Genomic DNA, 25,089 nt, shown 5'->3' with positions numbered 1-25,089 from the left:
AGCAAAAAACGCTTCTCTGTCGGGAGTTCCAATGTCCAAAGATTCTGAGCGAGCTACTTTCGCTTTTTGTGTACATTTGTTACAATAGTAAAAATAGAGGAGGGACGTTATATGCCAAAAGGTACAGGTAAGGTTATTGCACAAAATAAAAAAGCATTTCATGATTATTTCATCGAAGAAACATACGAAGCAGGGCTTGTCCTTCAAGGAACGGAAATTAAGTCGATTCGCGCTGGTCGCGTGAACTTGAAAGATGCGTTTGCACGTATACATAATGGTGAAGTATGGGTTCATAATATGCATATTAATACGTACGAGCAAGGGAATCGTTTCAACCATGATCCGCTTCGCACGAGAAAATTACTTCTTCATAAAAAAGAAATTGATAAACTAGCGGGAGCTGCAAAAGAAACAGGTTACGCATTAGTTCCACTTAGAATCTATTTGAAAAATGGATTTGCAAAGATGGCACTTGGTTTAGCAAAAGGTAAGAAACAATATGATAAACGTCATGATTTAAAAGAGAAAGAAGCGAAACGTGAAATTGCACGCGTGTTCCGTGATCGCCAAAAGATGTAATACAGATATTTACATTTGTAAAACGGCGCGCGTATGATATAATAACTTATGTAAGGTTATTGCACATTGAAAAACAGCTCATAGTAGTTATCACGATATTTTCTTCGTATGCTCCATTTTTATCATGGGGACGTTACGGATTCGACAGGGATAGTTCGAGCTTAGGTTGCGAGTCGAGGGGATCGGCCTCGTTAAAACGTCAAAGCCTATAATTGGCAAACAAAACAATCTTTCTTTAGCTGCTTAATTGCACTAAAGGTTCCTCCCTCCATCGTCCATGTGGTAGGGTAAGGGACTCAAACTAAGTGGACTACGCCGGAGTTCGCCGTCTGAGGGCGAAGGAAGAGAACAATCAGACTAGCAACTTGGAAGCCTGTCGATAGGCCGAAGAGTTTGCGAAATGCTAATATATCGACTACACTCGTAGAAGCTTAAGTGCCGATATTTTTGGACGTGGGTTCGACTCCCACCGTCTCCACCAATACATATTTGGTGGTTTTTTTATTTTTTATAATATGAACCATAACTTTGCCAGCTTGGCGAGGTTGTGGTTCTTTTTGTTTGCGGCAAAGTTATGGTTCTAAAAATAGAATGTATCTAATTCTTTGGTTCTTTCACTTCCATTCTCAATGCATCTTGTGTGTTATCCCCTAAAGATTACAATTTTATCTAAAATAAACAACAACAAAATCGCTTTTACACAAGTATTTATAAGTAGAAAAATAGAGAGAATACCGTTTTTTCATTTTGTGATTTTATAAAATGCTTAAGTTGAGGGGCATGGGGCGGTACCCCTGAAACAGAAAATGAAGAACTAGTTATTAATGATAAGCAGATAGATACTATAGCTGCCCGTAAACGCCCAACTGGTGAGGTTTCATTTAAATTCACTTTATTAAAATATTAATATGTTTTGTGTTTTTATCCATACCTATTGTAAGATTATATAGAGTTCTCCTAATAAGCTGTTTTAATGGTTTTTTAGGAATTTAATATTTATAAATCTTAAATTATTTTTTTATTTAACTAAGTGATATTGAAGTAGAGGTGAACCATCGGTGAAACAGGTGTTGGTAATTAAGAATGAAAGGTCTTTAGCGAAGAAAATCGTAAGCGGTCTAACGCAAGAAGGCTATTTCATTTTAAAACTTCACAATGAAAACCAAGGTTTAAATATAATATATGAACAAGATTGGGATATTATCATATTGGATTGGGACTCATTAAGTATATCTGGACCAGAAATTTGTAGACAAATACGATTAGTTAAAACGACACCGATAATTATTGTGACCGACAATGTTTCTAGTAAGGATTGCGTAGCAGGATTACAGGCAGGAGCAGATGATTATATAAGAAAACCATTTGCAAAAGAAGAATTAGTAGCAAGGGTTAAAGCTATTTTAAGGAGAAGTAACTGTAACCAGCAAAGTGAGACAAACCTATTTCATTTTAAAGATCTCTTTGTTGATGCATCTAGCACTATTGTGAAAAAAGGTGGCGAAAATCTCTCGCTTACTAAGCGCGAGTACGATTTACTTGTATTTTTAATCAAGAATAAAAATACAATATTGAGCCGTGAAATGCTTTTGAACCAGGTTTGGGGATATAACGTAATAGTAAATCCAAATGTTGTGGACTTATATATTGGGTATGTAAGAAAAAAGTTAAAGTGCGAGAAGAAAGACAGATATATTCAAACGATACATGGCAGGGGCTATTCAATGGTTGAATGATAAAAATAAGATAATAAAGTAGTTTCTGTGAAATATGAAAAGGCAGAAACTATAAAAAGAAGATTGCTATCAGGAAATGGTCATTTTTTTGCAGTAGAAATCATGGTTTATAAGGTGTAAGCCTATCGGTTAGTATGTGTGGGGGATGGATCTGATGCGCATTAGTTGAGACCGTATCAAATTTATTTTTAATGTTATTAACTCACACCATTCACAAGATTTTCACAGAATTAATGACTATACTTATTTACAGGATGTTCAAATGAAAATGATTATCAATAGCAATTTAGATGTATAAAAGTTACTATCTAATTTAATCTATGAACTTTATCATTTTCGAACTAAATTACATAATAAGGAGTATACGTATGAAAAAAACTATGCTTTTAAAATTAGTAAGTATTCTAGCAATTTTCACTTTAATGTTAGTGGCTTGCTCGGATTCAAGTAAAGAAACTTCGAAGGCTAATAATAAAGATAATGGTAGTGATAAGCCAAAAACGGTTGAAATCACTGATGCACATGGAAAGGTTACTGTTCCTGTAAATCCAAAGAATGTAGTTGCTTTAGATAATAGAACGTTTGAAACTTTAGCTGATTGGGGAATTAAATTAGCGGCTGCTCCAAAGGATATCATGCCTGCTGATTCAGCATATAAAAAGGATGAAAAAGTTCAAAATATTGGGAATCACCGTGAGCCAAATCTTGAAATTATTGCAGCTGCAAACCCTGACCTTGTAATCGTTGGTCAAAGGTTTGCTGATCATTACGAAGAGATCAAAAAATTAGTGCCAAAAGCAGCTGTTATTGATCTTAATTTTGATGTTTCTGAGAAATCTACTACGCCTGGGAAAAACTTAGTAAAAGGACTTAAAGATTCTACAATTACTTTAGGGAAAATCTTTGATAAAGATAAAGAAGCTAAAAAATTAGTGGCTGATTTTGATAAATCTATTGAAACTGCAAAATCTGCTTATAACGGAAAAGATAAAGTTATGAGTGTTATCGTTACTGGTGGGAATATTGGTTTTGCTGCTCCACATTCTGGTCGTGTTTGGGGACCAATGTATGAAATTTTCGGTTGGGTTCCAGCACTAGAAGTTTCAAATTCTACTGCAGGTCATAAAGGTGATGACGTTTCTGTTGAAGCTATTGCACAAACAAATCCTGATTGGCTTTTCGTATTAGATCGTGATGCCGCAACATCTGATGCAGCTACTTCAACACCTGCTAAGGATGTTATTTCTAAATCACCAGCTCTTCAAAACACAACTGCTGTTTCTAAAAAACAAGTTGTTTATGCACCAGAAGATACTTACACAAATGAATCAATTCAGACTTATATAGAGTTGTTTGGAAATCTTGCAAAAACTTTAGCTAAGTAGTGTAAAGGAGTACGAAACAGTGTCAAAAAATATAATTTCTAGGGTTGAGAATATTTCTCAACCCCAGTTTTATAATCACAATAAATTATGGACAAAATCTTTTATAATAGCGATTATAGTTGTTATAATTTTAGGGATTATATCACTGTTTACTGGAGTTTATGATATACGTGGACAAGAGGACGGAATGGAGATGTTTTTCATAACTCGTGTTCCGAGAACAGTTGCATTAATGCTTACTGGAGCTGCAATGGCGATGGCAGGGCTCGTAATGCAACTTATTACACAGAATCGTTTTGTTGAACCTACTACAACGGGGACTATTGAATGGTCAGGCTTAGGCCTGCTTTTTGTATATTTATTATTCCCTGCCCCGACTTTAGTGCAAAGAATGACTGGTGCAATCATTTTTTCTTTTATAGGAACTATGATTTTCTTTTTATTTTTAAGAAGAGTTAAACTTCGTTCGTCTTTAATTGTCCCGATTATTGGATTGATGCTTGGAGCAGTTATTTCTGCAGTGTCTACTTTTTTGGGACTCCTTTTTCAAAAGACACAAAGTATTGAAACTTGGTTCGTAGGTTCATTTGCTAACATTCAGGTGGGAAGATATGAATATTTATGGCTGATTGTTATCATTACTTTTCTTATTTTTATGTATGCTAATAGATTGACTTTAGCTGGACTAGGAGAAGATGTCGCAACAAGCCTTGGAGTTAATTACAATAGAATTGTTCTTTTTGGGACTGGTCTTATCTCTGTTGCAGTTGGAATTGTTGCAGCTGTTATTGGACACTTACCTTTCTTAGGATTAATTGTGCCAAATATCGTTTCAATGTTTAGAGGTGATGATCTTAGGAGTAATTTACCTTGGGTTTGTGTGATCGGAATGGGGTCAATAACTGCCTGTGATATCATTTCTCGAACAATTATAAAGCCTTTTGAATTACCTGTTTCTTTAATACTTGCAACAGTGGGAGCAGTCGTGTTTATTACTATTTTATTGAGACAAAGAAAACCAAGGAGGCTACGATGATCACATTAGAATATAGAAATAAAGAAAATGTCGAAATCGATTCTAGCCTTCATAATGAAAGTAGATCAGCTAGCGCTTTTCGTTCTAAGAAGGAAGCAAGACGTTATTGGATTTTACTGATAACATTGATTGGTTTAGGTCTCCTTTCTTCATATGGACTTTTAGTGTATAACAATCCAGTTCCGATAGATTCACCTTCTTTTATCCCAGTTGTTAAGAGAAGGATAGTAGCTATTGTTGCAATGATTATTGCAGCTGTTTGTCATAGCTTGTCGACTGTGGCTTTCCAATCTATTACGAATAATAAGATTATTACTCCTTCGCTTTTAGGTTTCGAATCACTTTATTCAGCGATTCAAACGAGTACAATATTCTTCTTTGGTGCTAGTGCATTACTAAATTTTAATGGAATCGGATCATTTTTATTCCAAGTTGTTGTTATGGTTTTCATGAGTTTGATACTTTATGGATGGTTACTTTCCGGTAAATACGGGAATTTACAACTTATGCTTTTAGTTGGAATTATTATTGGTACCGGACTAAATTCTGTGTCAACTTTCATGAGAAAACTACTTGCGCCTTCAGAATTTGATATTTTACAAGCAAGATTATTTGGCTCTGTTAATCATGCAGATCCTGCATATTTTCCTATTGTAATTCCTATGATCATAATTGTAGCAGTATTAATTTTTGCTCATTCTAAGAATTTGAATGTTTTGTCACTAGGCAAGGATGTTGCTACTTCTTTCGGGGTTAAATATCAACCTAGTGTAATTTATACGCTTGTATTAGTAGCTATTTTAATGTCCATCTCAACAGCTCTAATTGGGCCACTTACTTTCTACGGCTTTTTAGTAGCAACTTTGAGTTATCAGGCAGCGTCAACTTATGATCATAGATATATTTTTCCAATGGCTTTTGCAATAGGATTTTTAATAATGACGAGCGCATACTTTTTAATGTATCATGTATTCCATGCTCAAGGTGTAGTTTCAGTTATTATTGAATTATTTGGTGGAATCATATTCTTAACTATAGTTTTAAGGAAGAGGGCTTTATGATAAAAATTGATAATGTTAAAAAGTTCTATACTGATAAGGTAAAAATAGGACCTTTGGATATTGAAATACCAAAAGCAGGCTTTACTTCTTTAATTGGACCAAATGGCGCTGGAAAGTCAACGACACTTTTGATGATTGGCAGACTTTTAGATATGGATGAAGGTCACATTCAGGTAGCAAATATGGATGTTTCTGAATCCAAATCAAAAGACTTAGCAAAAGTTTTGACTATATTACGACAAGAAAATCATTTTGTAACTAGGCTTACTGTTAGGCAACTAGTTGGATTTGGGCGCTTTCCTTATTCAAAGGGAAGATTAACGAAAGAGGATGAAGTTATTATTTCTAAATATATCGACTTTCTAGATTTAACTAATTTAGAGAATAGATATTTAGATGAGCTTTCTGGTGGTCAAAGACAAAGGGCATATGTAGCGATGGTATTGTGCCAAGAGACCGAATACGTACTTTTGGACGAGCCTCTGAACAACCTTGATGTTGCTCGATCTGTTCAAATGATGGAGCATTTGAGACGTGCAGCTAATGAATTCGGAAGAACAATTTTGACTGTTATGCATGACATAAATTTTGCTGCTAAATACTCTGACAAAATTTGTGCTATGAAAGATGGGCAAATTGCTGCTTTTGGAACAGTAGAAGAGGTTATGGACCCAACACTTTTGACAGATATTTTTGAAACCAAAATAGAAATTATCAATGGTCCCTATGGGCCGATCGCTGTTTATTAGTTACAAAATGTATACTGTAGTTTGCGTAAATTATGCTAGCTACTCTAGTTGAAGTTGCTGTCTGTATTTTATAGGCAGCAGCTTTTTTTACCTTGCAATTAAATTAATCTTGATATATAGTTTAGTTAACTAAACTAAATTAAATTCGGGGGGTTGAAATGGAAAAAGAAATAGTTTCAAACGAAAATAAGCCAAAAAAGCCATTTCTTTTTAAAGTTGGAATAGGGCTTCTAATCATATATGTTCTACTGTGGGCGAGTGCTTTAATCATACCATTTACTTCACTTTCGACTCAGATAAAGGCCGTTGTCATTCCAGGATGTATAGTAATAGGGGAAATCCTTTTTTTGATAGGTGCTGTCTTTGTCGGGAAAGAAGTGGTGTCAAAATATAAAAAGTATGTAAACCCAAAAAATTGGAGAAGAAAAGGTGAGAGAGACAAGTATGAAAAATAAAAATATAGCTGAGGAAATTAATCAAACACTTGAAGAATTATGGATATTACTTGAAACGAAAGAAAGATCCTATACGAATTTCAATTTAAATAATCAGCAATATACGTTATTAACATTAATTATTCGGTACCCATCATCCACTCCTAAAGAGTTAGCAGAAAAAATGAATGTAACGAAGAGTGCCATTAGCCAACAGTTAGTAAAACTTGAAATGGAAGGATATATTTTCAGAAGGCAACATGCAGAAGATAAGCGTGCATTTTCAGTTGAATTAGGGGAGAAAGGCTTGTTGTATAAAAAAGAAATGGACGCATATATGCAGCAGGTTTCTGAAAAGTATTATGCGAGTTTATCACCTGAAGAATTAACAAATTTTTTATCAGCGCTTCAAAAGCTAACGAAAGTAATTGGAGAGCTGTAGTGGTTGATCCTAGTTGTAACAAGAAGCATAAGATGACCGTTTTGGTTAGCTTATGCTTCTTTTCGTTTACAGCTAATTCATGTTTCGAATATAAAAAGTAGACTCATAAGAAAAATCCTGTAGTTCAGTACAGGATTTTTAATCAAACTAATTAAAAACTAAATTGTGGTTTAACATCACCTTTATAAGGTTCATGTTCAACGAATATAGTTATGTCTTTACCAGATTGGTCTTTACCAGTTCTTTTATACGTAAATTTCTTATTGTTCAGTTCAGTAAGTTCAAGAGCCGCACCATATTTATTATTTCCAATTGATACATGAGCTCTTATTTTATTTTCATGTAAAACATCGAAGTAACCATAGTCACCGCGGCTTTGACCTGTTTCGCTATTGAAGAACTCGTATTTATTAGACTTGTCATCAAATTTTGCTAGACTTATAAAATTAGAATTAAACTGTGTTACATCATTACCAACTTCGTCTAATGCTTTTGTTCCGTGCCAAAGGGTGCCGCCTAAAATTCTATCTCCATCAACGTTTTTAACAATATTGCCTGTAGTAGTGTTCAGCTGCTTGTCCGGATCAGTGAAAGAAAGTTCTTTTTCTTTATATGGAACATGTTCAACGAAAACTTCTACATCTTTACCGTTAGCGTCTTTCCCCATTCGTTTATAAGTAAATACATTTTTATTTAGTTTTGTCATGTCAACAACAGCTTGATACTTCATTGATTCTGAAATTAATATTCTCTTCTTCCCATCATTTGTGACAAAGAAAGTTCCTTTATCGCCATGACTTGCACCTGTCTTAGCATCAAAGAATTCATATCTGCCGGACTTCGCATCATATTTTGCAAGGCCAATGAAGTTTGCATTCTCTTTTGTTAAGTCATTCTTATCTTTGTCATATACTCTTGTACCTTGCCAATTAGTATCGCTAAGAATGTTAGCCATTTTTTGGCCTTTCGTTAACTTGTTTTCCTTTTTCGTCTCTTTAGCAGCTTGTTCTTGTTTTTGTTTACCATGATTTTCTTCGGCTTTAGTACCAGCACACCCTGTTAATGCTAATGTGAATCCGAGCAGTATTGATGATAGTGCTTTCGTTTTTTTGTTCATTTTTTATCGTCTCCTCATTTTATGATTTTCATGTTATTCACATGGTTTTAAGTAGTGCGGTTTGTGATTATAGTAGTAGTTCATCCTTCTGAATCTTTGTTATATGAAAAGGTTTAGGTTGAATCAATGAACTTAGTTGCTACGTTTATTATGTTAATCCCAGAGTATAAACTCCCTCTAAATAAAACATTAAAAAAAGATAAACTAATTCCTAAAAAATTTTCATATTTATAAAAAAGCAATCGCTAGCTTGCTGCAGGGATCTTTCGAATATTTACCAAAGTTGTTTCTGATGCCTACGAGTAATCAAAAAAATACATTGTAAAGAAGAAGGAAAGCCGTTAACAATAATGTAATTCCTAATAGAGTTAATCGATTGTAGTGCAAAATTTTTGAGCTGAACTGTATGGGAAATGAAGATTTTATAGAAGTCGCTTCATATAGGAAGGGGATGTCCATGTTTGATTCAACAGATTTTAAAATTATACAGTTACTAAAAGAAAACGCTAGAATGAACTGGAGGGAAATTGGAGAGATAGTACATTTGACTGGCCAAGCCGTTGGAAAACGAATTAACAAATTAGAAGAGGCAGGTGTCATTCAAAAATATACGATAGATATCGACAGAGCTAAGCTGGAAGGATCCATTATGACGTTTGTTACGCTATTTTTGCATGCACCACATTATCATAATCAAATTCAAAGTTTTTTCGAAAAAACAGACGTAATTCCTGAAATGTATCGTATAAGTGGCGATGGGTGTTATATCATGATTCTTCACACATCTTCGCATCAGCAATTAGAAGAGACGCTTGCAGATGTTTTACATTATGGTGATTATCGTATAAACACTGTCATTAAGACATATGAAAAAAAGAAAGAATAAGATATTTATTCTTTCTTTTTTTCATATGGAACTGTAATTCTTTATTTGTTTTTGTTTATAAAACATTTTGCTGACATGACTTCTGCGTAAATATTACCAAACTCTAATGCGCTCATGAACGATTGATGAGCGTGTACTGCTGGGATTAAATTCCCTTGGAATTCTAAATCTTTTGTCGTACAAGCATCTTCAATTACAATACATTGAAATCCTAAATCACTGGCAGCCCGTACTGTTGCATCAATACATACATGAGTCATCATACCGCAAATTACTAGTTGGTCTATTTTTTCTGTTTTTAATGTTTCTAATAAATTTGTTCTTAAAAAACTGTTAGGGTGATGTTTTTGAATGACTCTTTCATTAGCGATCGGTTGTACATCATCATGAATTTGAGCACCTACTGTCTCGGGGAGGAAGAAGGTAGCTCCTTCATTGTTCGCAATATGTTGTACATGAATAATTGTTTTATGTTTTTCACGAAACACTCTCAATACTTCTTTCGCTTTTTGGATGGCTTTTTCAGGTAGATGTAATTCCATATTGCCGCCTTTAAAGTAATCATTTTGTATGTCGACTAATAGTAATGCTTCGTTCATCGTTATTCCCCCATACTTAGTGATTCAGCACGTTATTTGTACTGTACCGTTATTATATAAATTGTAGCTATGCTGAAGTAATAACATTATGAAACGATTTTGAGGTATATAGTTTCAGTGTGAAAAAAGTGAAAGTTGGTATAAGTACAAATGGATTTTGTGGAATTCACGGCAAAGTTATAGGTAGAGTGGCATTATAAGGTAAAAACCATAACTTTGCTGGAGGAGCAGGTTATGTTTTTTTTATGAGGAAATGCGATTTTAAGTTTTTGCTGAAGGTGTTTTTCTAGGATATGCTGTGAGTGATTAGAGTGAGGTATTGTCGGATATTGTCGACCAATCGATATATTGGAAAAATCGTTGATATATTGTGAGTTGTGATAGATATATTGGAAAAATCGTTGATATATTTGTAAAGGGGTGTTTGAGGTGATTGTGAAAGAAAGAAAAATGCCGATTTATATAAGACAGTTAGAAGCACTTCTTAGAAGGTTACCTGTACATCATCCGAAACGAAATTTAATTGGAGAAAACTTGGCAAAACACATGGCGGGATATAAAGGGGAGCAATCGATTGATTATCCACTTAGTTTTATTTCTGAGAAAGAGTATAGTATTTTACATGATGTTCGCTTATCTAATTATGATAAATACTTTCAAATTGATACTATTATCCTTTCCACAAAGTTTCTTCTTTTTCTTGAGATAAAAAATATAGCAGGTACATTAATATTTGATACAAAGTTTAATCAACTTATCCGAATAACAGAAGGAAATTCAGAGGGATTTCCAGATCCGGTTTTACAAATAAAAAGGCAAGAAATACAAATAAAGAGATGGTTAAGCTTACATGGATTTTCCTCTAGTCTTCCAATTGAGTCCCTTGTTGTTATTAGCTCGCCTCGTACCATTATAAAATCTTCAGATGACAATCTTCTTCATACAATTATTCATAGTGCAAATTTACCTCATAAAATAAAGTGGTTTGAAAGTAAATATAAAAGAAAAGTTATAGATAATGTAGATAGGCTCATTCATCAAATAATAACGGAGCATTCTCCACTTCAACAAAATATACTTGAGCAATATAAAATAGAAAAAGAGGAGTTGTTAAATGGAGTACAATGTGAGAAATGCTTAGTTATTCCAATGGTTAAAGTGAAGAAGGGCTGGCGTTGTACAAGTTGTAAAGATTTTTCAAAAGTGGCACATGAGGATGCTATACGAGATTATGCATTGCTCATTAGTACGACATGTACGAACGGTAATTTGAAAGAGTTTCTCCATGTTTCGTCGGGTATGGTTGTAAACAGAATTCTCCACACACTAAATCTTCCCTACACTGGCAACAACAAAGGACGAATATATGATTTAACTTCTTTCCAATGATAATTTTGCTATAATAAATACGTACGTATACGAAGGGGAGTTTAAAGAGAAAATGAAGTCATTTAATATCGATCATCTTATAGCTAGTGTTTTGCAATGGATATTAAATATAGCGCTAATTATATTATCCATTGTCTTATCTATCTTTTTAATTAATGAGACAATCACATTTATTCAATACATCTTTTCAACAAAGAAATATACATCGTATAAATTGGTTGAAAGTATCATCGTATATTTCTTATACTTCGAGTTTATTGCATTAATTATTAAGTATTTTAAATCGAACTATCATTTCCCGTTACGTTATTTTATTTATATCGGAATTACGGCATTAATTCGGTTAATTATTGTATCTCATGAGGAACCGATGGAGACGTTATTATATGCGGGATCCATTCTTGTTTTAGTCATTGCTTTATACATATCGAATATGAGAGATTTGAGAAAAGAGTAGTAGTGCAGACGTAAGTTTGCACTACTTTTTTCACCTTGACCTTCAAGTTACTTGAAGGTTTACAATGAAATTAGGGCGTTTGAAATTGAAAAAATTTGAGAAATTAAGTGAAGAGGTTTCTTTTACTTGGAGGTTATAGAAATGAGTCAGGAATTGAAGTTACGTCCATTAGAACGAGAAGATTTAAAGTTTGTACACGAACTGAATAATAACGCGCATATTATGTCGTATTGGTTTGAAGAACCTTATGAGGCCTTTGTAGAATTGCAGGACTTGTATGATAAACATATACACGATCAAAGTGAACGCCGATTTATCGTTGAGAAAGATAATGAAATGGTTGGATTGGTTGAGTTAGTGGAGATTGATTATATTCACCGAAGAACAGAATTCCAAATTATTATTGATCCAAATTATCAGGGGCATGGTTACGCAGCAGAAGCGACGCGTTTAGCGATGGGTTATGCCTTTGCTGTCTTAAATATGCATAAGATATATTTAGTTGTCGATAAAGAAAACGAAAAGGCTGTGCATGTTTATAAAAAGGTTGGATTTATGGTAGAAGGTGAGCTTCTCGACGAGTTTTTCGTTGATGGTAACTATCATAATGCGATAAGAATGTGTATGTTTCAGAAGCAATATTTTGAAAGTAAGTAGTTGAATGATTTGGAAGTAATGTTGACGCTTCGCAAAACCGTATGCTAAAATCCCTTTTAAGTATTAAGGAAGGTGCAGAACATGCTTTATATAAAATTTGTAAAACTCATTAGAAAACTTTGCTCCGCACAAATGTATACGGTGAAGCGTTGTACGGAGCTTAATCAAGGGGCATAAATCCCCTATATTCATCGGCTGAATAACTTTTCTAAAAAAGTATAGTTTATCTATGCTTATTTGGTTACGGTTTGTAAGTCGATGTATAAAATAGATTAAGGGGCCATAGACAATGCTTTGTCTATGGCCCTTTGTGTATATTATTCCAATGAGCTTTTACTATAAATTGGAGTAGTATAGGAAAAACCACGAAGCAGAGGGCTAGTGTCGAATGACGCTATCTCTCTGCTTTTTTTAATTTCAGGAAAAGAGGAATACGAATGAGTTTACTTAAAGTTGAAAGTTTATCACATAGTTTTATAGATAAAGCCTTATATGAAAATGCTTCTTTTAGTTTGCATAAAGGAGAACATATGGGGATTGTTGGACAGAATGGTGCAGGAAAAAGCACGTTAATGAAAATATTGATTGGAGAAATCATTCCTGATAAAGGAGATATAAAGTGGCAACCTAATATTCAAATTGGACATCTTGATCAATACGCAGAAATTGATGGGGGCTATACCATTTCACAATATGTAAAGAGAGCTTTTTATGATTTGTATGAAATGGAAGATAGAATGAACAAGTTATATGAAGAAAGTGCTAGGACTGGAGATGAGAATCAACTATTAAAAGCGGCAGAGATTCAAGAACAGCTTGAGGCTCGTGATTTTTATTCGGTAGACAGTATAACGAATAAGGTGGCAGCTGGTTTAGGTATTGATGCTATCGGGATGGATCGTATTATTGGTGAATTAAGCGGAGGACAACGTGCAAAGGTAATTTTAGCGAAGCTTTTATTAGAAGAGCCGACTATTTTATTACTAGATGAACCGACGAATTTTCTTGATAAGGAGCATGTGGAGTGGCTTGCTAATTATTTAATGAATTTTGAAGGGGCGTTTATTGTAGTGTCACATGATTTTGATTTTCTGGAAAAAGTGACTTCTTGCATATGTGATGTAGAGTTTGGAACAGTTAAGAAGTATTACGGAAAATACTCAGATTTTGTAAGACAAAAGGAGCATTTGCGAAAAGATTATATTCGCCAATACCATGCACAACAGAAGAAAATTGAAAAAACGGAAGAGTATATTCGTAGAAATATTGCTGGAGTGAATTCAAAAATAGCACAAGGACGTAGAAAGCAGTTGCAACGTATGGAAAGAATTGCGCCACCAAGTTTTACCCATAAACCGTCTATTCATTTTCGGGAACTTCCTATTTCAGTTCAAACAGTTCTTGAGGTTAATAATCTCGAAGTTGGTTATGACTTTGCTCTCTTACCAAAATTGAATTTTTCAGTAATGGGTGGGCAAAAACTTGTTATTACAGGATTCAATGGAGTAGGGAAATCTACTTTATTAAAAACAATTGTTGGCACTATTGCTAGTATTGCTGGAGAATTTCACTTCTCAGAGCAAATAAAGATTGGATATTATGAGCAAGATTTAAATTGGAGTAATGATTCTTTAACTCCGCTTCAAATTATTTCGGAACAGTTTCCTACATTGAATATGAAGGAAATACGTCATCATTTAGCTGCGTGTGGTGTGAAAGATACTCATGTCTCGCAAGAAATTCGTACGTTAAGTGGTGGTGAACAATCGAAGGTGAAACTGTGTGGATTGTTATTATCACCTTGTAATTTTTTAATTGTAGATGAACCGACGAATCATTTAGATGCAGAAGCGAAGGAAGCTTTGCGAAAGGCGTTAATACAGTTTAAGGGCAGCATTATACTCGTATCTCATGAAGCGAGTTTTTATCTTGATTGGGCGGATAGTATTTTCAATATAGAGACGGGATTAGTTAAGGGGGTGTGAAACATATGAATGAAAATAATTGGAGAATGAACATTATATTATTTTTGACCGCTCAAACTATTTCGTTGTTCGGTTCATCTCTCGTGCAATACGCGATTATATGGTATATCACCCTTACAACATCATCAGGGGCGATGTTGACCATTTCAACTGTTTGCGGTTTTCTACCACAAATTGCGATATCTTTATTTGCTGGTGTGTGGATTGATCGTTATGACCGTAAAAAGATGATTATGTTATCGGATGGGATTATAGCGATTGCTACGTTAATTTTGGCAATTTTATTTTTAACAGGATATAAAAGTATTTGGATGCTGTTTATAGTATTACTCATTCGCTCAGCTGGTACAGGTGTACAAACGCCGGCTGTGAATGCGTTAATTCCACAAATTGTTCCGAAAGATTATCTTATGAAAGTAAATGGGATAAATAGTAGTATTACATCTTTAATTATGTTTCTTTCACCGGCGGCAAGTGCCGCAATTCTTTCTGTTACTAGCATTGAAACGACATTTTTTATTGATGTTATTACAGCTATAATCGGAATTAGTATTATGTTTATCATTCAAGTGGAAGGACATGTGAATGTAGGGGGTAAGCAAAAATCTAATCTACAAGGTATAAAAGAAGGGTTTGCTTATTTAAAAGAAAATGTATGTATGAAAAGGCTACTCGTTTTATTAATCATTATTATGATTTTAATAAGTCCAGCCGCCTTTTTAACACCTTTAATGGTGACTCGTTCCTTCGGGGCGGAAATGTGGAGACTTACTGCTAGTGAGATGACCTTTAGCGCTGGTGCAGCAGCTGGTGGCGTACTGATTGCAGCATGGGGTGGTTTCCGTAATCGTATGCATACAACAGCGCTGGCCTGTGCGTTATATGGTCTGCTTATGGTAGGACTAGGAATTGCACCGGTATTTATTATGTATTTAGTCTTTAATTTTTTAATTGGTATAACAATGCCATGTTTTAATACGCCAGTTACTGTGTTATTGCAGGAGAAAGTAGATCCAGTTATGCATGGCAGAATGTTTAGCCTCGTACAGATTGCGAATTCATGTGCTTTACCTTTAGGGATGATTATATTTGGTCCTTTGGCTGATGTGTTTAGTGTAGAGGTTTTGTTAATTTATGCTGGGATATTCGTACTATTTTGCGCAATGTATGTTGTATTAAGCAGGAAGTTTGAAGTGTAAATATTTATTGTCTATAAAAGGTTTGTGAGGCAATTTAAGATGCTTCATAAACCTTATATTTTCAATTTAATCAATAATAATTTATTGTAAAACGATAAATTATTATTGACTAATGATTTTGTTTTGGATAATATGATGTTAATTAAGAAGAATTATATGAATAGAGGAGAATGTAAAATGAAAAATAAATACGTAGTAGCTATTTCTTTCATGATCTTAGCGATTATTTCTTTAACTATACATGCTTCAAACAGTAAAGTCGGAGCGGATGGATTTCTTGAAGAACCTTTCTTTTTCCTAGTACCGGTAAGTTATGTATTGTTCTTTAGTGGTATTGGTGTATTACTATTTGGATGTATTACTTCAAGGCTGAGAAAAAGTAATAGATAAAGTGAAGTTTAATTAGTGATGGATTCCCCAATCGGGACAAAATACTCACTATGAAATAGAAACATACCATATGGAAGAAAAATAATAAGTGAGCTGAATAATGATGAATCATTATTTTTATAATGGTAGACAAGTAGGGGCGGCTATAACGCTAGCCGGGGCACAGGGGACAATTCATGCTGTGAATCAAGTGATTCAAATGCAACAACAAGCATATTTTGCACAAATGATGCAAGGACAGTATATGCAATACTCACAATTTCCAATGCAAAGTGTGCATTATGATGTGTATCCAGCGGGTTTACTTTCCATTCCATATGGCGGGACTTACTTCTTATGAAAGAAAGCGACTCAATAGAGTCGCTTTTTTATATTCCACCGAGCTTCATTCCAAGGAATGCGAAGAGGATACCGATTATGTAAGTAGTACTTACATATAAAAGGGATGTGTAAATTTTTTTGCGATTGAGAAGCTGAATGAATTCTAATTTAAACGTCGAAAACGTTGTGAATGCGCCCATAAATCCAGTTCCTAATAATAATTGCCAGCCTGTAGTGACTCCGTTGCCAATTATATACCCGAGTAAAAATGCTCCTGTTATATTAATAAGGAATGTAGCAATTGGAAAGGATGTTTTATTTCTTTTTTTAAACCAATTGCTAATTGCAAATCGTGTAATCGCACCGAAAAAACCTCCAGTTGCCACTAATAAAGCTTCCATCATAAGTGATCTCCTTCCGTAACTGATTTCTTAATTAAGAAATCACCTAGTGTATAGCCAATTCCAGACATAATGAGACCGCCAAGTATGCTACATGATACATATAGGAAAGCCATGCTCCATTCAGAATGGTTAATTAATTGCATGGTTTCTACACTAAATGTTGAAAACGTCGTAAAAGAACCAATGAATCCAGTACCGATGCCTGTGATAACCTCCGAAGGTAAGATGTTTAGCCGTGCAACATATGTAGTCAGCCATGCTAATAAGAAGCAGCCGATTAAGTTAATGAGTAATGTAGCTAATGGAAATGAATGATGCCAAAATTCATGAATAGTAAGACCTAAATAATAACGAGAAAGGGCTCCTAATATACCGGCTATACCGACGATAATATAAATCAAATTCCTCACCTCTTTAAATAGCTTGCTCAAAAAAATAGACTCCTACCAGTAGTTATACTGGTAGGAGTCATTAGCTAAGCAGCGGTTATGGCGAACTCCATCGCCTATAATTATTACATATAGTGTACTAAAAATTGCGTTTGATTTCCAGTGAAGAAGTTGGTGTATTTTGTATTTCTCAAATCGTTTAAGATAGGGAATCATTACTTATAAACTAAATATAGTGATATAAGATTTTCAGTGTGATAAAATGTTTCGTATATCTGTCATTTTTCATTTGACTGAAAATAAAGAAAAGTAAAATCGTATGTTTTAGAAAAGGAGTCGTTTGTTTGAAAAAGTTATTAAAAATAGTACTTATATGTATTTTAGTAGGTGTGGGAGTTGTAGGTGGGTTTTTAGCGTATATGACACTTACAAAAGAACAGCCAGCTGATGTTATAAGCTTGAAGGTGGAAAACAATAAGGAGCGCGTAATTGCGCAGGGAAATGAATTTAAAGTTACAACGTTTAATATTGGATATGCTGGACTAGATAAGGATCAAGACTTCTTTATGGATGGGGGAAAAGGGTCTGGTTCAAGTAGTAAAGAACAAACGGAAACGAATTTAAAGAATATGCTTTCGTTTTTACAAAATGAGAATAGTGATTTTACGCTATTACAAGAAGTAGATATAAAATCAATGAGATCATTTGATATAAATGGGCATGAATTTTTGAAAAAAGGACTGCCTGATTATGCTTCTTCGTTCGGAAAGAACTATGATACAAAATGGGTTCCGGTACCAATCACAAGTCCAATGGGATATGCTGATGCTGGACTAAGTACGTTTTCTAAATATACAGTTCAAACAGCGAAGAGGTTCCAATTACCAGGAATGGAGCCGTGGCCAAAGCGTTTATTTGATTTAGACCGAGCGATTGTTGAACATAAAATTCCTGTTAATAATGGAAAATTTGTTAGACTCGTAAATTTACATTTGTCTGCTTATGATGAAGGCGGAAAAATTAGAAAGCAACAAGTGGAGTATTTAAAAGAATATATGAACAAACATTATAAAAATGGTGATTATGTAATAATGGGCGGAGACTGGAATCAATTGATTTCTAACGCTCAGTTAAGTGATCCGAAGTTCGTGAAAGAGCGTCCTGAGTGGTTAGTAGAGTTACCGAAGGACTTTACTGAAGGTGGCTTTAAGTGGGCTGTAGATCCGTCTGTTATGACTGTGAGAGATGATGTAAAGAAATACGTGGAAGGTGAAAACTTTGTCACGATTATTGATGGCTTTATCGTTTCACCGAATGTTGAAATTGTAAATGTAGAAGGGAAAGATTTGAAGTTTGAAAATAGCGATCATAACCCAGTGAGTGCGATATTCAAGCTGAAGTAATCGATACGTATGAGAAGGTGGGGCTTCATATATGGAGTGGTTAAAGAGAACTTGTTTTTCTAACCTTGAGAAAGAATCACAGAAAAATCATTTATTGCTGTTTATCACGATTTGCAGTTTCTTCCTTGGGGTACTCGCGATTGGGTATTATGGATATATTTTTACAGAGCGAGCAATAGCATTTTGGATGTGTGGTATTTCTATCGTAGTATTTGGAACGCTGCTTACTTTTATAGAAAGTATGGAAGCGATGTATAAATACATCATGACATGTATGCTACTTATTATGTCTTTCATTATGGTACAAGCATTTAATGAAAGCCCAGCTGTATTTCAAATGGTCTATTTTACATTAGCGGTTTCACTTATTTATTTGAGTGAACGTCTTATTTTAATTCTTGGTGGGGTAGCAGTTGTTGTTACATTTATACTTTGTAGTTATTGGCCAAATCAATTTTTTGCTTATACAGCATCATCTGAAGCTGCAAATTTCGCAAGCTTGTTAGCGATTGTAACGATCGCAATGTGGGGTGTCACAAAGATTGGTTCTAATCTTTTGGCTCGTTTAAGTGATGAGAAGCAAGCAGTGATGAAGAAAGCTCAGGAGTTAGAAGAAACGCAAAGGCTTATTGAGGAAACTGTTGTGAAGTTAGATAGTAATTTCAATCATTTAAGACAGAATATGAACACTTCGATGGAGTCGATGAATGAAATTAATTTTGCTTTTGAAGAAGTGGCAGTTGGTACTCAATCACAATCAGAGATGATGTCACGTTCAGTAGAAGTATTGAATGATATGGAGGGAAATATTGACCAAATCATCTCTCAAGTAAGAAATGCTTCGATGCGTGTTGATAAAAGTTTGGAAATCTCAAAGGGTAGTGTAAACACTTTAAGAAATTTTGAAGCTAACATGAGAAGTTTAAATGATGTTGTTTCACAATCAGGAACGATATTTAGAGAATTGATGACACAATCGAAACAAATTAATGAAATTGTAGATGTAATAACGAATATTTCAAGTCAGACGAGTTTGCTAGCTTTAAATGCAAATATTGAAGCTGCAAGAGCAGGAGAACATGGAAAAGGTTTTGCTATTGTAGCGAATGAAGTGTTAAAGCTTGCTGAAGAATCGAATCGTTCTGCGGGGAGAATTCAAGGGATTTTGAAGGAGTTTAGTAATCAAGCAAGTAAAGTAGAAGTGCAGGTAGAGAAGTCAGAAAGAGTACAAGAAGAGTGTAACGAAATGTTAGCAAGTGTTTTAACGAATGTAACGGATTTAGGGAAGTTTATTGATACGATTAATGATGTAATGAGGGAGATTGTTGGTCATCAAGAAAATTTCCAAGTTAAAACGACGAATATCGTTAAAGATGTGACACATGCTTCTAACGTAATTCAGCAAACTTCTGCAGCTACGGAAGAAGTGTTAGCAAGTATTGAAGAAGAAAAGAATCGAAATGATACGTCGGTGAAGACACTACATACTGTTAGTGAGCAAGTGAAGTTGCTAGAAGATATTTTAGAAAAATAATATCGCTGAAAAAGAGCACAAATGATGTGCTCTTTTTCAGTTGAACGAATACTTGATAGGAATTTAATTGCTTTTCTATGAGTTTTCTGCCAAGCTTAAGGAGATAAAATTTAACTAATAGCTACTGATTATTAGTTAAATCTCGCGGATAGCGAGATAAAATACTTCAAAGAAAGAATTATATAGGTGACGCATATGATCGAAGTTAAGACTTCTGAACTTAGTGATGGAGAATTTAATAGAGGTGTATTTGCAACTCGTGATATTAAAAAGGGTGAGTTGATACATTCAGCACCAGTTATCTCTTATCCGAATGAACAGCATGAACATATTGAGAAAACGTTACTTGCTGACTACGCATTTGAGTATGGAGTAAATCATACGGCATTCCTTTTAGGATACGGCATGTTATTTAATCATGCATATAATCCGAATGCAACGTATGAGATTGTCTTTGAGAATCATACGTTTAACTTCTTTGCTTATAAAGATATAAAAGCTGGAGAAGAGATTTTAATTAATTATAATGGTGAAGTTGATGATGACGAGCTGTTATGGTTTGATAAGGAAAAAGAAGAGAACGAAAAGTAATGTAAAGAGTATAGAAAGAGCGCATTCTGTGGGATGTGCTCTTTTTTATATTGAAGAAAATAAAGTGAAGATTACAAAAAATACCACTTTATTTTCGTGTGGTATAGTAAGATACTGAAGGATAGTGTTTTATAAAAGTTATATATTTTACAAATTGTTGTCTTTCTGATGACATGTCAAGTTTAGTAGTCCATTTGGGTTGCTTTATTATGCAATATATATTTTAATATGAGTGGCACCTCTTATAATTTAAGAGGTTTATAGGTGTCTCGAATTGATTTTGGGTACACTGTATCCACCACTTTAGTTTCATTTCATGTATGTGGGGATATTATGGGCCCGTATAGCGGGATAAAAAGAATATAGAAATAGAGGAATCGTAAAATGAATATGCAAGAGGTTTATAAATATTTAAGTACGGTATTGCCTGAAGGTCATGTTACACAAGATGAAATGTTAAAGAATCATACGCATATTAAAGTTGGCGGAAAAGCAGATGTGTTCGTTGCGCCTACGAATTATGATGAAATTCAAGAAGTTATTAAGTATGCTAACCAATATAATATTCCAGTTACGTTTTTAGGAAATGGATCAAATGTCATTATTAAAGATGGTGGGATTCGCGGAATTACGGTCAGTTTAATTCATATTACAGGTGTTACTGTAACAGGAACAACGATTGTAGCACAGTGCGGTGCAGCAATTATTGATGTATCACGTATTGCATTAGACCACAATTTAACAGGTCTTGAGTTTGCTTGTGGCATTCCAGGTTCAGTTGGCGGAGCATTATATATGAATGCTGGTGCCTACGGTGGTGAAGTATCGTTTGTATTAACAGAAGCTGTCGTAATGACAGGTGATGGAGAGTTACGCACTTTAACGAAAGAAGCATTTGAATTTGGATATCGTAAGAGTGTATTTGCGAACAATCATTACATTATTCTTGAAGCGAGATTTGAACTTGAAGAAGGTGTACATGAAGAGATTAAAGAAAAAATGGATGATTTAACGTATAAGCGTGAATCGAAACAACCTTTAGAATATCCTTCATGCGGTAGTGTATTTAAGCGCCCACAAAATAACTTTGCTGGTAAGTTGATTCAAGAATCAGGACTACAAGGAAAGCGAATTGGCGGAGTAGAAGTTTCATTAAAACATGCTGGATTTATGGTGAATGTTGATAATGGAACAGCACAAGATTACATCGATTTAATTCACTTCGTACAAAAGACAGTTGAAGAAAAATTCGGTGTGAAGTTAGAGAGAGAAGTAAGGATTATTGGAGAAGATCTACAATAATTTTTGAATTAAAAGCGTATAAAAGTATGAATTATTTTAAAATAACATTTGGGTATTGTTGACAATTTGTTTTCAATTCAATATAATGGCTAATAATTTAACAAATAACATACGTTGAAAGAGCCCAGTAGCAGTTTGTCACTGTTATCAAAGAGAGCTAGGGGTTGCTGGAACCTAGCACAAACAAACTTGTGAATTACACTCTGGAGTATCTTAGGTAACGCTAAGCGGAGTAGCAATCGATATTATTGCTAAGAGTGGTATGAATAGCTATGCTATTTATGCAAACTGGGTGGTAACACGGTGAATAATCGTCCCTATGTCATAGACATAGGGGCTTTTTTGTTTTAAAAAAATAAAGGGGATGACAAAAGATGAATATTATTGATGAATTAGAATGGCGCGGTGCTGTGAATCAACAGACGGATGAAGAAGGTTTACGTAAGTTAGTAGAAGAGAAAAAGATTTCACTATACTGCGGAGTTGATCCGACTGGTGATAGTATGCATATCGGACATTTGATTCCGTTTATGATGATGAAGAGATTCCAATTAGCTGGTCATCATCCGGTTATTTTAATTGGCGGGGCAACAGGAACAATTGGTGATCCAAGTGGACGTCAATCAGAGCGTCAACTGCAAACTTTAGAAGTAGTGCAGCATAATGTAGATGCGTTAACAGCGCAAATGAAAAAGCTATTTGATTTCGGCGGAAATAGCGAAGTGAAGATGGTAAATAACTACGACTGGACACATGAAATAAACATTATTGAGTTTTTACGTGATTACGGGAAAAACTTTAGCATCAATAGCATGTTAGCGAAGGATATTGTAGCAAGTCGTTTAGATACAGGCATTTCTTTTACAGAATTCACGTACCAAATCTTGCAAGCGATGGATTTCCATCATTTATACACGAAAGAAGATGTTCAACTGCAAATTGGTGGTAGTGACCAATGGGGAAATATTACGAGCGGGTTAGATTTAATTCGTAAGTTAGAAGGGCACGAGGCGAAAGTATTTGGACTAACAATTCCGTTATTATTAAAATCAGACGGTACGAAATTTGGAAAATCAGCAGGTGGTGCGGTTTGGCTTGATGCTGAAAAAACAACGCCATTTGAATTTTACCAGTTCTGGGTGAATACAGATGATCGTGATGTAATTAAATACTTGAAATACTTTACATTCTTAGCGAAAGAGCGAATTGATGAATTGGCAACGAAGGTAGAAGCCGAGCCTCATAAACGTGAAGCGCAAAAAGTGTTAGGCGAAGAAATGACGAAATTCGTTCATGGAGAAGAGGCATTATTGCAAGCTGTGAAAATTACCTCGGCATTATTTAGCGGAGATATTAAATCGTTAACAGCTGATGAAATTGAACAAGGCTTTAAAGAGATGCCGACATTCCAGTCTTCCAAAGAGACGAAAAATATTGTAGAGTGGCTAGTTGATTTAGGGATTGAACCATCTAGACGTCAAGCTCGTGAAGACATTAATAACGGTGCGATTTCTATGAATGGTGAGAAAGTAACGGATGTAGGTACGGATGTTACTGTAGAAAATTCATTTGATGGAAAATTTATTATTATTCGTAAAGGGAAGAAGAACTACAGCTTAGTGAAATTGGGATAATAATTTTTGTGGAAGAGTGGAAGTAAGAAAGATGCTTTCACTCTTTTCATATACACAATTCCGACACAAAAAAGTCAGTATATTTAGATAATTAAAAAGGGTTATAGTATCTCTTTGCCGAATATAAGTAAGTAGAGAATATTACGGATAAAAATAGCCCGAACCATGCCGGGCATGATTCGGGCTTATATTCAGATTAGTAAGCTAAGCTGAATAGACCTTTAATGTGTGATAAGTAACGAACGTTACTTGCTTCTTTCATTAATGATGCTGGTAAGCCTTTAAGTGGAGTATTGCTTGCTCCAATTGTAGCAACAGCATCTTTACGTCCTAGACTAGCAAGTGTTCCAGAGTTTACAGGTGCGAACTCTTCGAATGCTTTGCCTTCTAGTGCTGCGTATAAGTTGTATCCAATTAACTCACCCATTTGCCAAGCGATTTGTGCAGTTGGTGGGTATGGACGTCCGTCTGGAGCGAAGACAACAGCGCTGTCTCCAGCAACGAATACGTCTTTATGAGAAGTAGATTGTAGGTATGCATCAACTGTTGCACGACCACGGTTTACTTCAAGACCTGATTCACCGATTAATGGGTTACCTTGTACGCCGCCTGTCCAAACGAATGTGTTAGCAACAAGTTTTTGACCGTCTTTTAAGTCGATTTCATTGCCAGCAACGTTTGTTACAGGAAGACCAGTTAAGAATGTAACACCGCGTGCTTCTAGGCTAGTAGTTGCACGTTCGATTAAGTGGTCTGGTAATACTGGAAGGATTTTTGGACCTGCTTCAACAAGAAGAAGTTTAACTTCTTTTGGATTTACGCCGTGGCTTTTTGCAAGTTTAGGCATAATGTCAGCAAGCTCACCAACTAGCTCAACGCCAGTTAATCCGCCACCACCGATTACGATTGTAGCATCAGCTTCGTTTTTCGTTTTCGCGTATTCACGAATACGGTCTTCAACGTGTTTGTAGATTTTGTTTGCATCAGCAGCAGATTTTAATACCATGCTGTTTTCTTCTAGTCCTGGAATACCGAAGTAAGCAGTTTTACTTCCTAAAGCAACTACAAGTGCATCGTAAGATAATGTAGTGCCACCAGCTAGTTTGATTTCTTTGCTATCAACTGAGAATGACTCAACTGTTGCGATTTTAAGATCGATATCTTTACCTTTGAAAAGCTTTGTAAGTGGCATTGCAATTGCTTGCTCAGCAACGTTACCAGCTGCAAGGCGATGTAGTTCAGTGATGATTTGGTGTGTTGGGTATTGGTTAATCACTGTAACTTGTGCTTCTGATTTGCTGTAAAATTTACGTACGTTTAAAGCGGCAAGAAGACCGCCATAACCAGCGCCTAAGATGACAATTTGTTTTGACATAGTATGATATCCCCCGTCTTTACTAATTGTTGTTA

The 25,089-nt window shown here is 34.9% G+C and carries 26 protein-coding genes, 1 other RNA gene, 1 riboswitch and 1 other annotated feature; of the genes, 22 read left to right on the top strand and 5 right to left on the bottom strand.

The features are described from left to right. The first annotated feature begins 111 nt into the window (after nucleotides 1–111). From smpB to JDS81_RS13605, 9 genes are all read left to right on the top strand, one after another. Nucleotides 112–579 (top strand): SsrA-binding protein, encoded by a 468-nt coding sequence (smpB, locus tag JDS81_RS13645; RefSeq protein ID WP_001123917.1) that lies wholly within the window; start codon nucleotides 112–114, stop codon nucleotides 577–579. 126 nt (nucleotides 580–705) lie between these two features. Next, nucleotides 706–1,060: a transfer-messenger RNA gene (gene ssrA, locus JDS81_RS13640) on the top strand. 577 nt (nucleotides 1,061–1,637) lie between these two features. Continuing rightward, nucleotides 1,638–2,315 (top strand): response regulator transcription factor, encoded by a 678-nt coding sequence (locus tag JDS81_RS13635; protein ID WP_000815807.1) that lies wholly within the window; start codon nucleotides 1,638–1,640, stop codon nucleotides 2,313–2,315. A 368-nt stretch (nucleotides 2,316–2,683) separates the two neighbouring features. After that, complete coding sequence (locus JDS81_RS13630) at nucleotides 2,684–3,700, top strand: siderophore ABC transporter substrate-binding protein (RefSeq protein WP_000753450.1); 1,017 nt, start codon at nucleotides 2,684–2,686, stop codon at nucleotides 3,698–3,700. A 19-nt stretch (nucleotides 3,701–3,719) separates the two neighbouring features. Further along, entirely contained in the window at nucleotides 3,720–4,736 is a 1,017-nt protein-coding gene (locus JDS81_RS13625) for an ABC transporter permease (protein ID WP_000041827.1), read from the top strand. Next, nucleotides 4,733–5,797 (top strand): iron chelate uptake ABC transporter family permease subunit, encoded by a 1,065-nt coding sequence (locus tag JDS81_RS13620; RefSeq protein WP_097954387.1) that lies wholly within the window; start codon nucleotides 4,733–4,735, stop codon nucleotides 5,795–5,797. Before JDS81_RS13625 ends, JDS81_RS13620 begins: the two co-directional genes overlap by 4 nt. Continuing rightward, on the top strand, nucleotides 5,794–6,546 hold the full coding sequence (locus JDS81_RS13615; RefSeq protein WP_097954388.1) for an iron ABC transporter ATP-binding protein: 753 nt from the start codon (nucleotides 5,794–5,796) through the stop codon (nucleotides 6,544–6,546). Before JDS81_RS13620 ends, JDS81_RS13615 begins: the two co-directional genes overlap by 4 nt. A 158-nt stretch (nucleotides 6,547–6,704) precedes the next feature. Continuing rightward, nucleotides 6,705–7,001: a transporter suffix domain-containing protein gene (locus JDS81_RS13610; protein WP_097954389.1), complete on the top strand. Its 297-nt coding sequence runs from the start codon at nucleotides 6,705–6,707 to the stop codon at nucleotides 6,999–7,001. Then, complete coding sequence (locus JDS81_RS13605) at nucleotides 6,991–7,422, top strand: MarR family winged helix-turn-helix transcriptional regulator (protein WP_070173917.1); 432 nt, start codon at nucleotides 6,991–6,993, stop codon at nucleotides 7,420–7,422. The genes JDS81_RS13610 and JDS81_RS13605 overlap by 11 nt, the downstream gene beginning before the upstream one ends. Before the next feature lie 151 nt (nucleotides 7,423–7,573). On the opposite strand, the gene JDS81_RS13600 is transcribed toward JDS81_RS13605, so the two are convergent. Continuing rightward, nucleotides 7,574–8,539, bottom strand: a complete 966-nt coding sequence (locus JDS81_RS13600) for a DUF4822 domain-containing protein (RefSeq protein ID WP_097954390.1) — start codon at nucleotides 8,537–8,539, stop codon at nucleotides 7,574–7,576. Between the two features lie 451 nt (nucleotides 8,540–8,990). Here JDS81_RS13600 and JDS81_RS13595 point away from each other — a divergent pair, with 451 nt between their 5' ends. Continuing rightward, complete coding sequence (locus JDS81_RS13595; RefSeq protein ID WP_179864517.1) at nucleotides 8,991–9,425, top strand: Lrp/AsnC family transcriptional regulator; 435 nt, start codon at nucleotides 8,991–8,993, stop codon at nucleotides 9,423–9,425. Between the two features lie 41 nt (nucleotides 9,426–9,466). Here JDS81_RS13595 and JDS81_RS13590 read toward each other — a convergent pair whose 3' ends face one another. Continuing rightward, a complete protein-coding gene (locus JDS81_RS13590; protein WP_097954391.1) occupies nucleotides 9,467–10,024 on the bottom strand; it encodes a cysteine hydrolase family protein in 558 nt (185 codons plus the stop codon). Nucleotides 10,025–10,459: 435 nt separating this feature from the next. Between JDS81_RS13590 and JDS81_RS13585 the strand changes: the two genes are divergently transcribed. The 7 genes from JDS81_RS13585 (at nucleotide 10,460) to JDS81_RS13555 (ending at nucleotide 16,441) form a co-directional block, all read left to right on the top strand. Beyond that, the gene (locus JDS81_RS13585) at nucleotides 10,460–11,413 is read left to right on the top strand and encodes a nuclease-related domain-containing protein (RefSeq protein WP_097954424.1); all 954 of its coding nucleotides are present in this window, start codon (nucleotides 10,460–10,462) and stop codon (nucleotides 11,411–11,413) included. Between the two features lie 52 nt (nucleotides 11,414–11,465). Then, entirely contained in the window at nucleotides 11,466–11,870 is a 405-nt protein-coding gene (gene psiE / locus JDS81_RS13580; protein ID WP_000834705.1) for a phosphate-starvation-inducible protein PsiE, read from the top strand. 141 nt (nucleotides 11,871–12,011) lie between these two features. Next, a complete protein-coding gene (speG, locus tag JDS81_RS13575) occupies nucleotides 12,012–12,527 on the top strand; it encodes a spermidine N1-acetyltransferase (protein WP_000076822.1) in 516 nt (171 codons plus the stop codon). A 437-nt stretch (nucleotides 12,528–12,964) separates the two neighbouring features. Then, nucleotides 12,965–14,512 (top strand): ABC-F family ATP-binding cassette domain-containing protein, encoded by a 1,548-nt coding sequence (locus JDS81_RS13570; RefSeq protein WP_097954392.1) that lies wholly within the window; start codon nucleotides 12,965–12,967, stop codon nucleotides 14,510–14,512. 5 nt (nucleotides 14,513–14,517) lie between these two features. After that, entirely contained in the window at nucleotides 14,518–15,711 is a 1,194-nt protein-coding gene (locus JDS81_RS13565; protein ID WP_141499351.1) for an MFS transporter, read from the top strand. Nucleotides 15,712–15,888: 177 nt separating this feature from the next. Further along, entirely contained in the window at nucleotides 15,889–16,101 is a 213-nt protein-coding gene (locus tag JDS81_RS13560) for a DUF3955 domain-containing protein (RefSeq protein ID WP_142316338.1), read from the top strand. Nucleotides 16,102–16,201: 100 nt separating this feature from the next. Beyond that, a complete protein-coding gene (locus JDS81_RS13555; RefSeq protein ID WP_000980960.1) occupies nucleotides 16,202–16,441 on the top strand; it encodes a DUF3947 family protein in 240 nt (79 codons plus the stop codon). A gap of 28 nt (nucleotides 16,442–16,469) precedes the next feature. Here the strand turns inward: JDS81_RS13555 and crcB (JDS81_RS13550) are convergent, their stop codons facing one another. Together crcB (JDS81_RS13550) and crcB (JDS81_RS13545) are read right to left on the bottom strand one after the other, a co-directional pair. Then, on the bottom strand, nucleotides 16,470–16,826 hold the full coding sequence (gene crcB, locus JDS81_RS13550) for a fluoride efflux transporter CrcB (protein WP_097954395.1): 357 nt from the start codon (nucleotides 16,824–16,826) through the stop codon (nucleotides 16,470–16,472). Next, on the bottom strand, nucleotides 16,823–17,227 hold the full coding sequence (gene crcB, locus JDS81_RS13545; RefSeq protein WP_000639321.1) for a fluoride efflux transporter CrcB: 405 nt from the start codon (nucleotides 17,225–17,227) through the stop codon (nucleotides 16,823–16,825). The genes crcB (JDS81_RS13550) and crcB (JDS81_RS13545) overlap by 4 nt, the downstream gene beginning before the upstream one ends. Before the next feature lie 54 nt (nucleotides 17,228–17,281). After that, nucleotides 17,282–17,341: riboswitch (Fluoride riboswitch) on the bottom strand. Nucleotides 17,342–17,559: 218 nt separating this feature from the next. Between crcB (JDS81_RS13545) and JDS81_RS13540 the strand changes: the two genes are divergently transcribed. From JDS81_RS13540 to tyrS, 5 genes are all read left to right on the top strand, one after another. Continuing rightward, nucleotides 17,560–18,618, top strand: a complete 1,059-nt coding sequence (locus JDS81_RS13540; RefSeq protein ID WP_097954396.1) for an endonuclease/exonuclease/phosphatase family protein — start codon at nucleotides 17,560–17,562, stop codon at nucleotides 18,616–18,618. Between the two features lie 31 nt (nucleotides 18,619–18,649). Further along, on the top strand, nucleotides 18,650–20,152 hold the full coding sequence (locus JDS81_RS13535) for a DUF4077 domain-containing protein (RefSeq protein ID WP_097954397.1): 1,503 nt from the start codon (nucleotides 18,650–18,652) through the stop codon (nucleotides 20,150–20,152). Between the two features lie 195 nt (nucleotides 20,153–20,347). After that, nucleotides 20,348–20,743: an SET domain-containing protein gene (locus JDS81_RS13530; RefSeq protein ID WP_000573651.1), complete on the top strand. Its 396-nt coding sequence runs from the start codon at nucleotides 20,348–20,350 to the stop codon at nucleotides 20,741–20,743. A gap of 384 nt (nucleotides 20,744–21,127) precedes the next feature. After that, complete coding sequence (gene murB / locus JDS81_RS13525) at nucleotides 21,128–22,045, top strand: UDP-N-acetylmuramate dehydrogenase (RefSeq protein WP_097954398.1); 918 nt, start codon at nucleotides 21,128–21,130, stop codon at nucleotides 22,043–22,045. 105 nt (nucleotides 22,046–22,150) lie between these two features. Further along, nucleotides 22,151–22,367 (top strand) — a binding site (T-box leader). Nucleotides 22,368–22,419: 52 nt separating this feature from the next. Beyond that, nucleotides 22,420–23,679, top strand: a complete 1,260-nt coding sequence (gene tyrS / locus JDS81_RS13520; protein WP_001021086.1) for a tyrosine--tRNA ligase — start codon at nucleotides 22,420–22,422, stop codon at nucleotides 23,677–23,679. A gap of 196 nt (nucleotides 23,680–23,875) precedes the next feature. Here the strand turns inward: tyrS and JDS81_RS13515 are convergent, their stop codons facing one another. After that, complete coding sequence (locus tag JDS81_RS13515; protein ID WP_000043190.1) at nucleotides 23,876–25,054, bottom strand: NAD(P)/FAD-dependent oxidoreductase; 1,179 nt, start codon at nucleotides 25,052–25,054, stop codon at nucleotides 23,876–23,878. Nucleotides 25,055–25,089 lie beyond the last annotated feature (35 nt).

This window comes from Bacillus cereus group sp. N31, from assembly GCF_016483245.1.
Classification (GTDB): Bacteria; Bacillota; Bacilli; order Bacillales; family Bacillaceae_G; genus Bacillus_A; species Bacillus_A toyonensis.
Note: the sequence above shows the minus strand (reverse complement) of the source record. Positions and strands in the feature narration are given on the sequence as shown.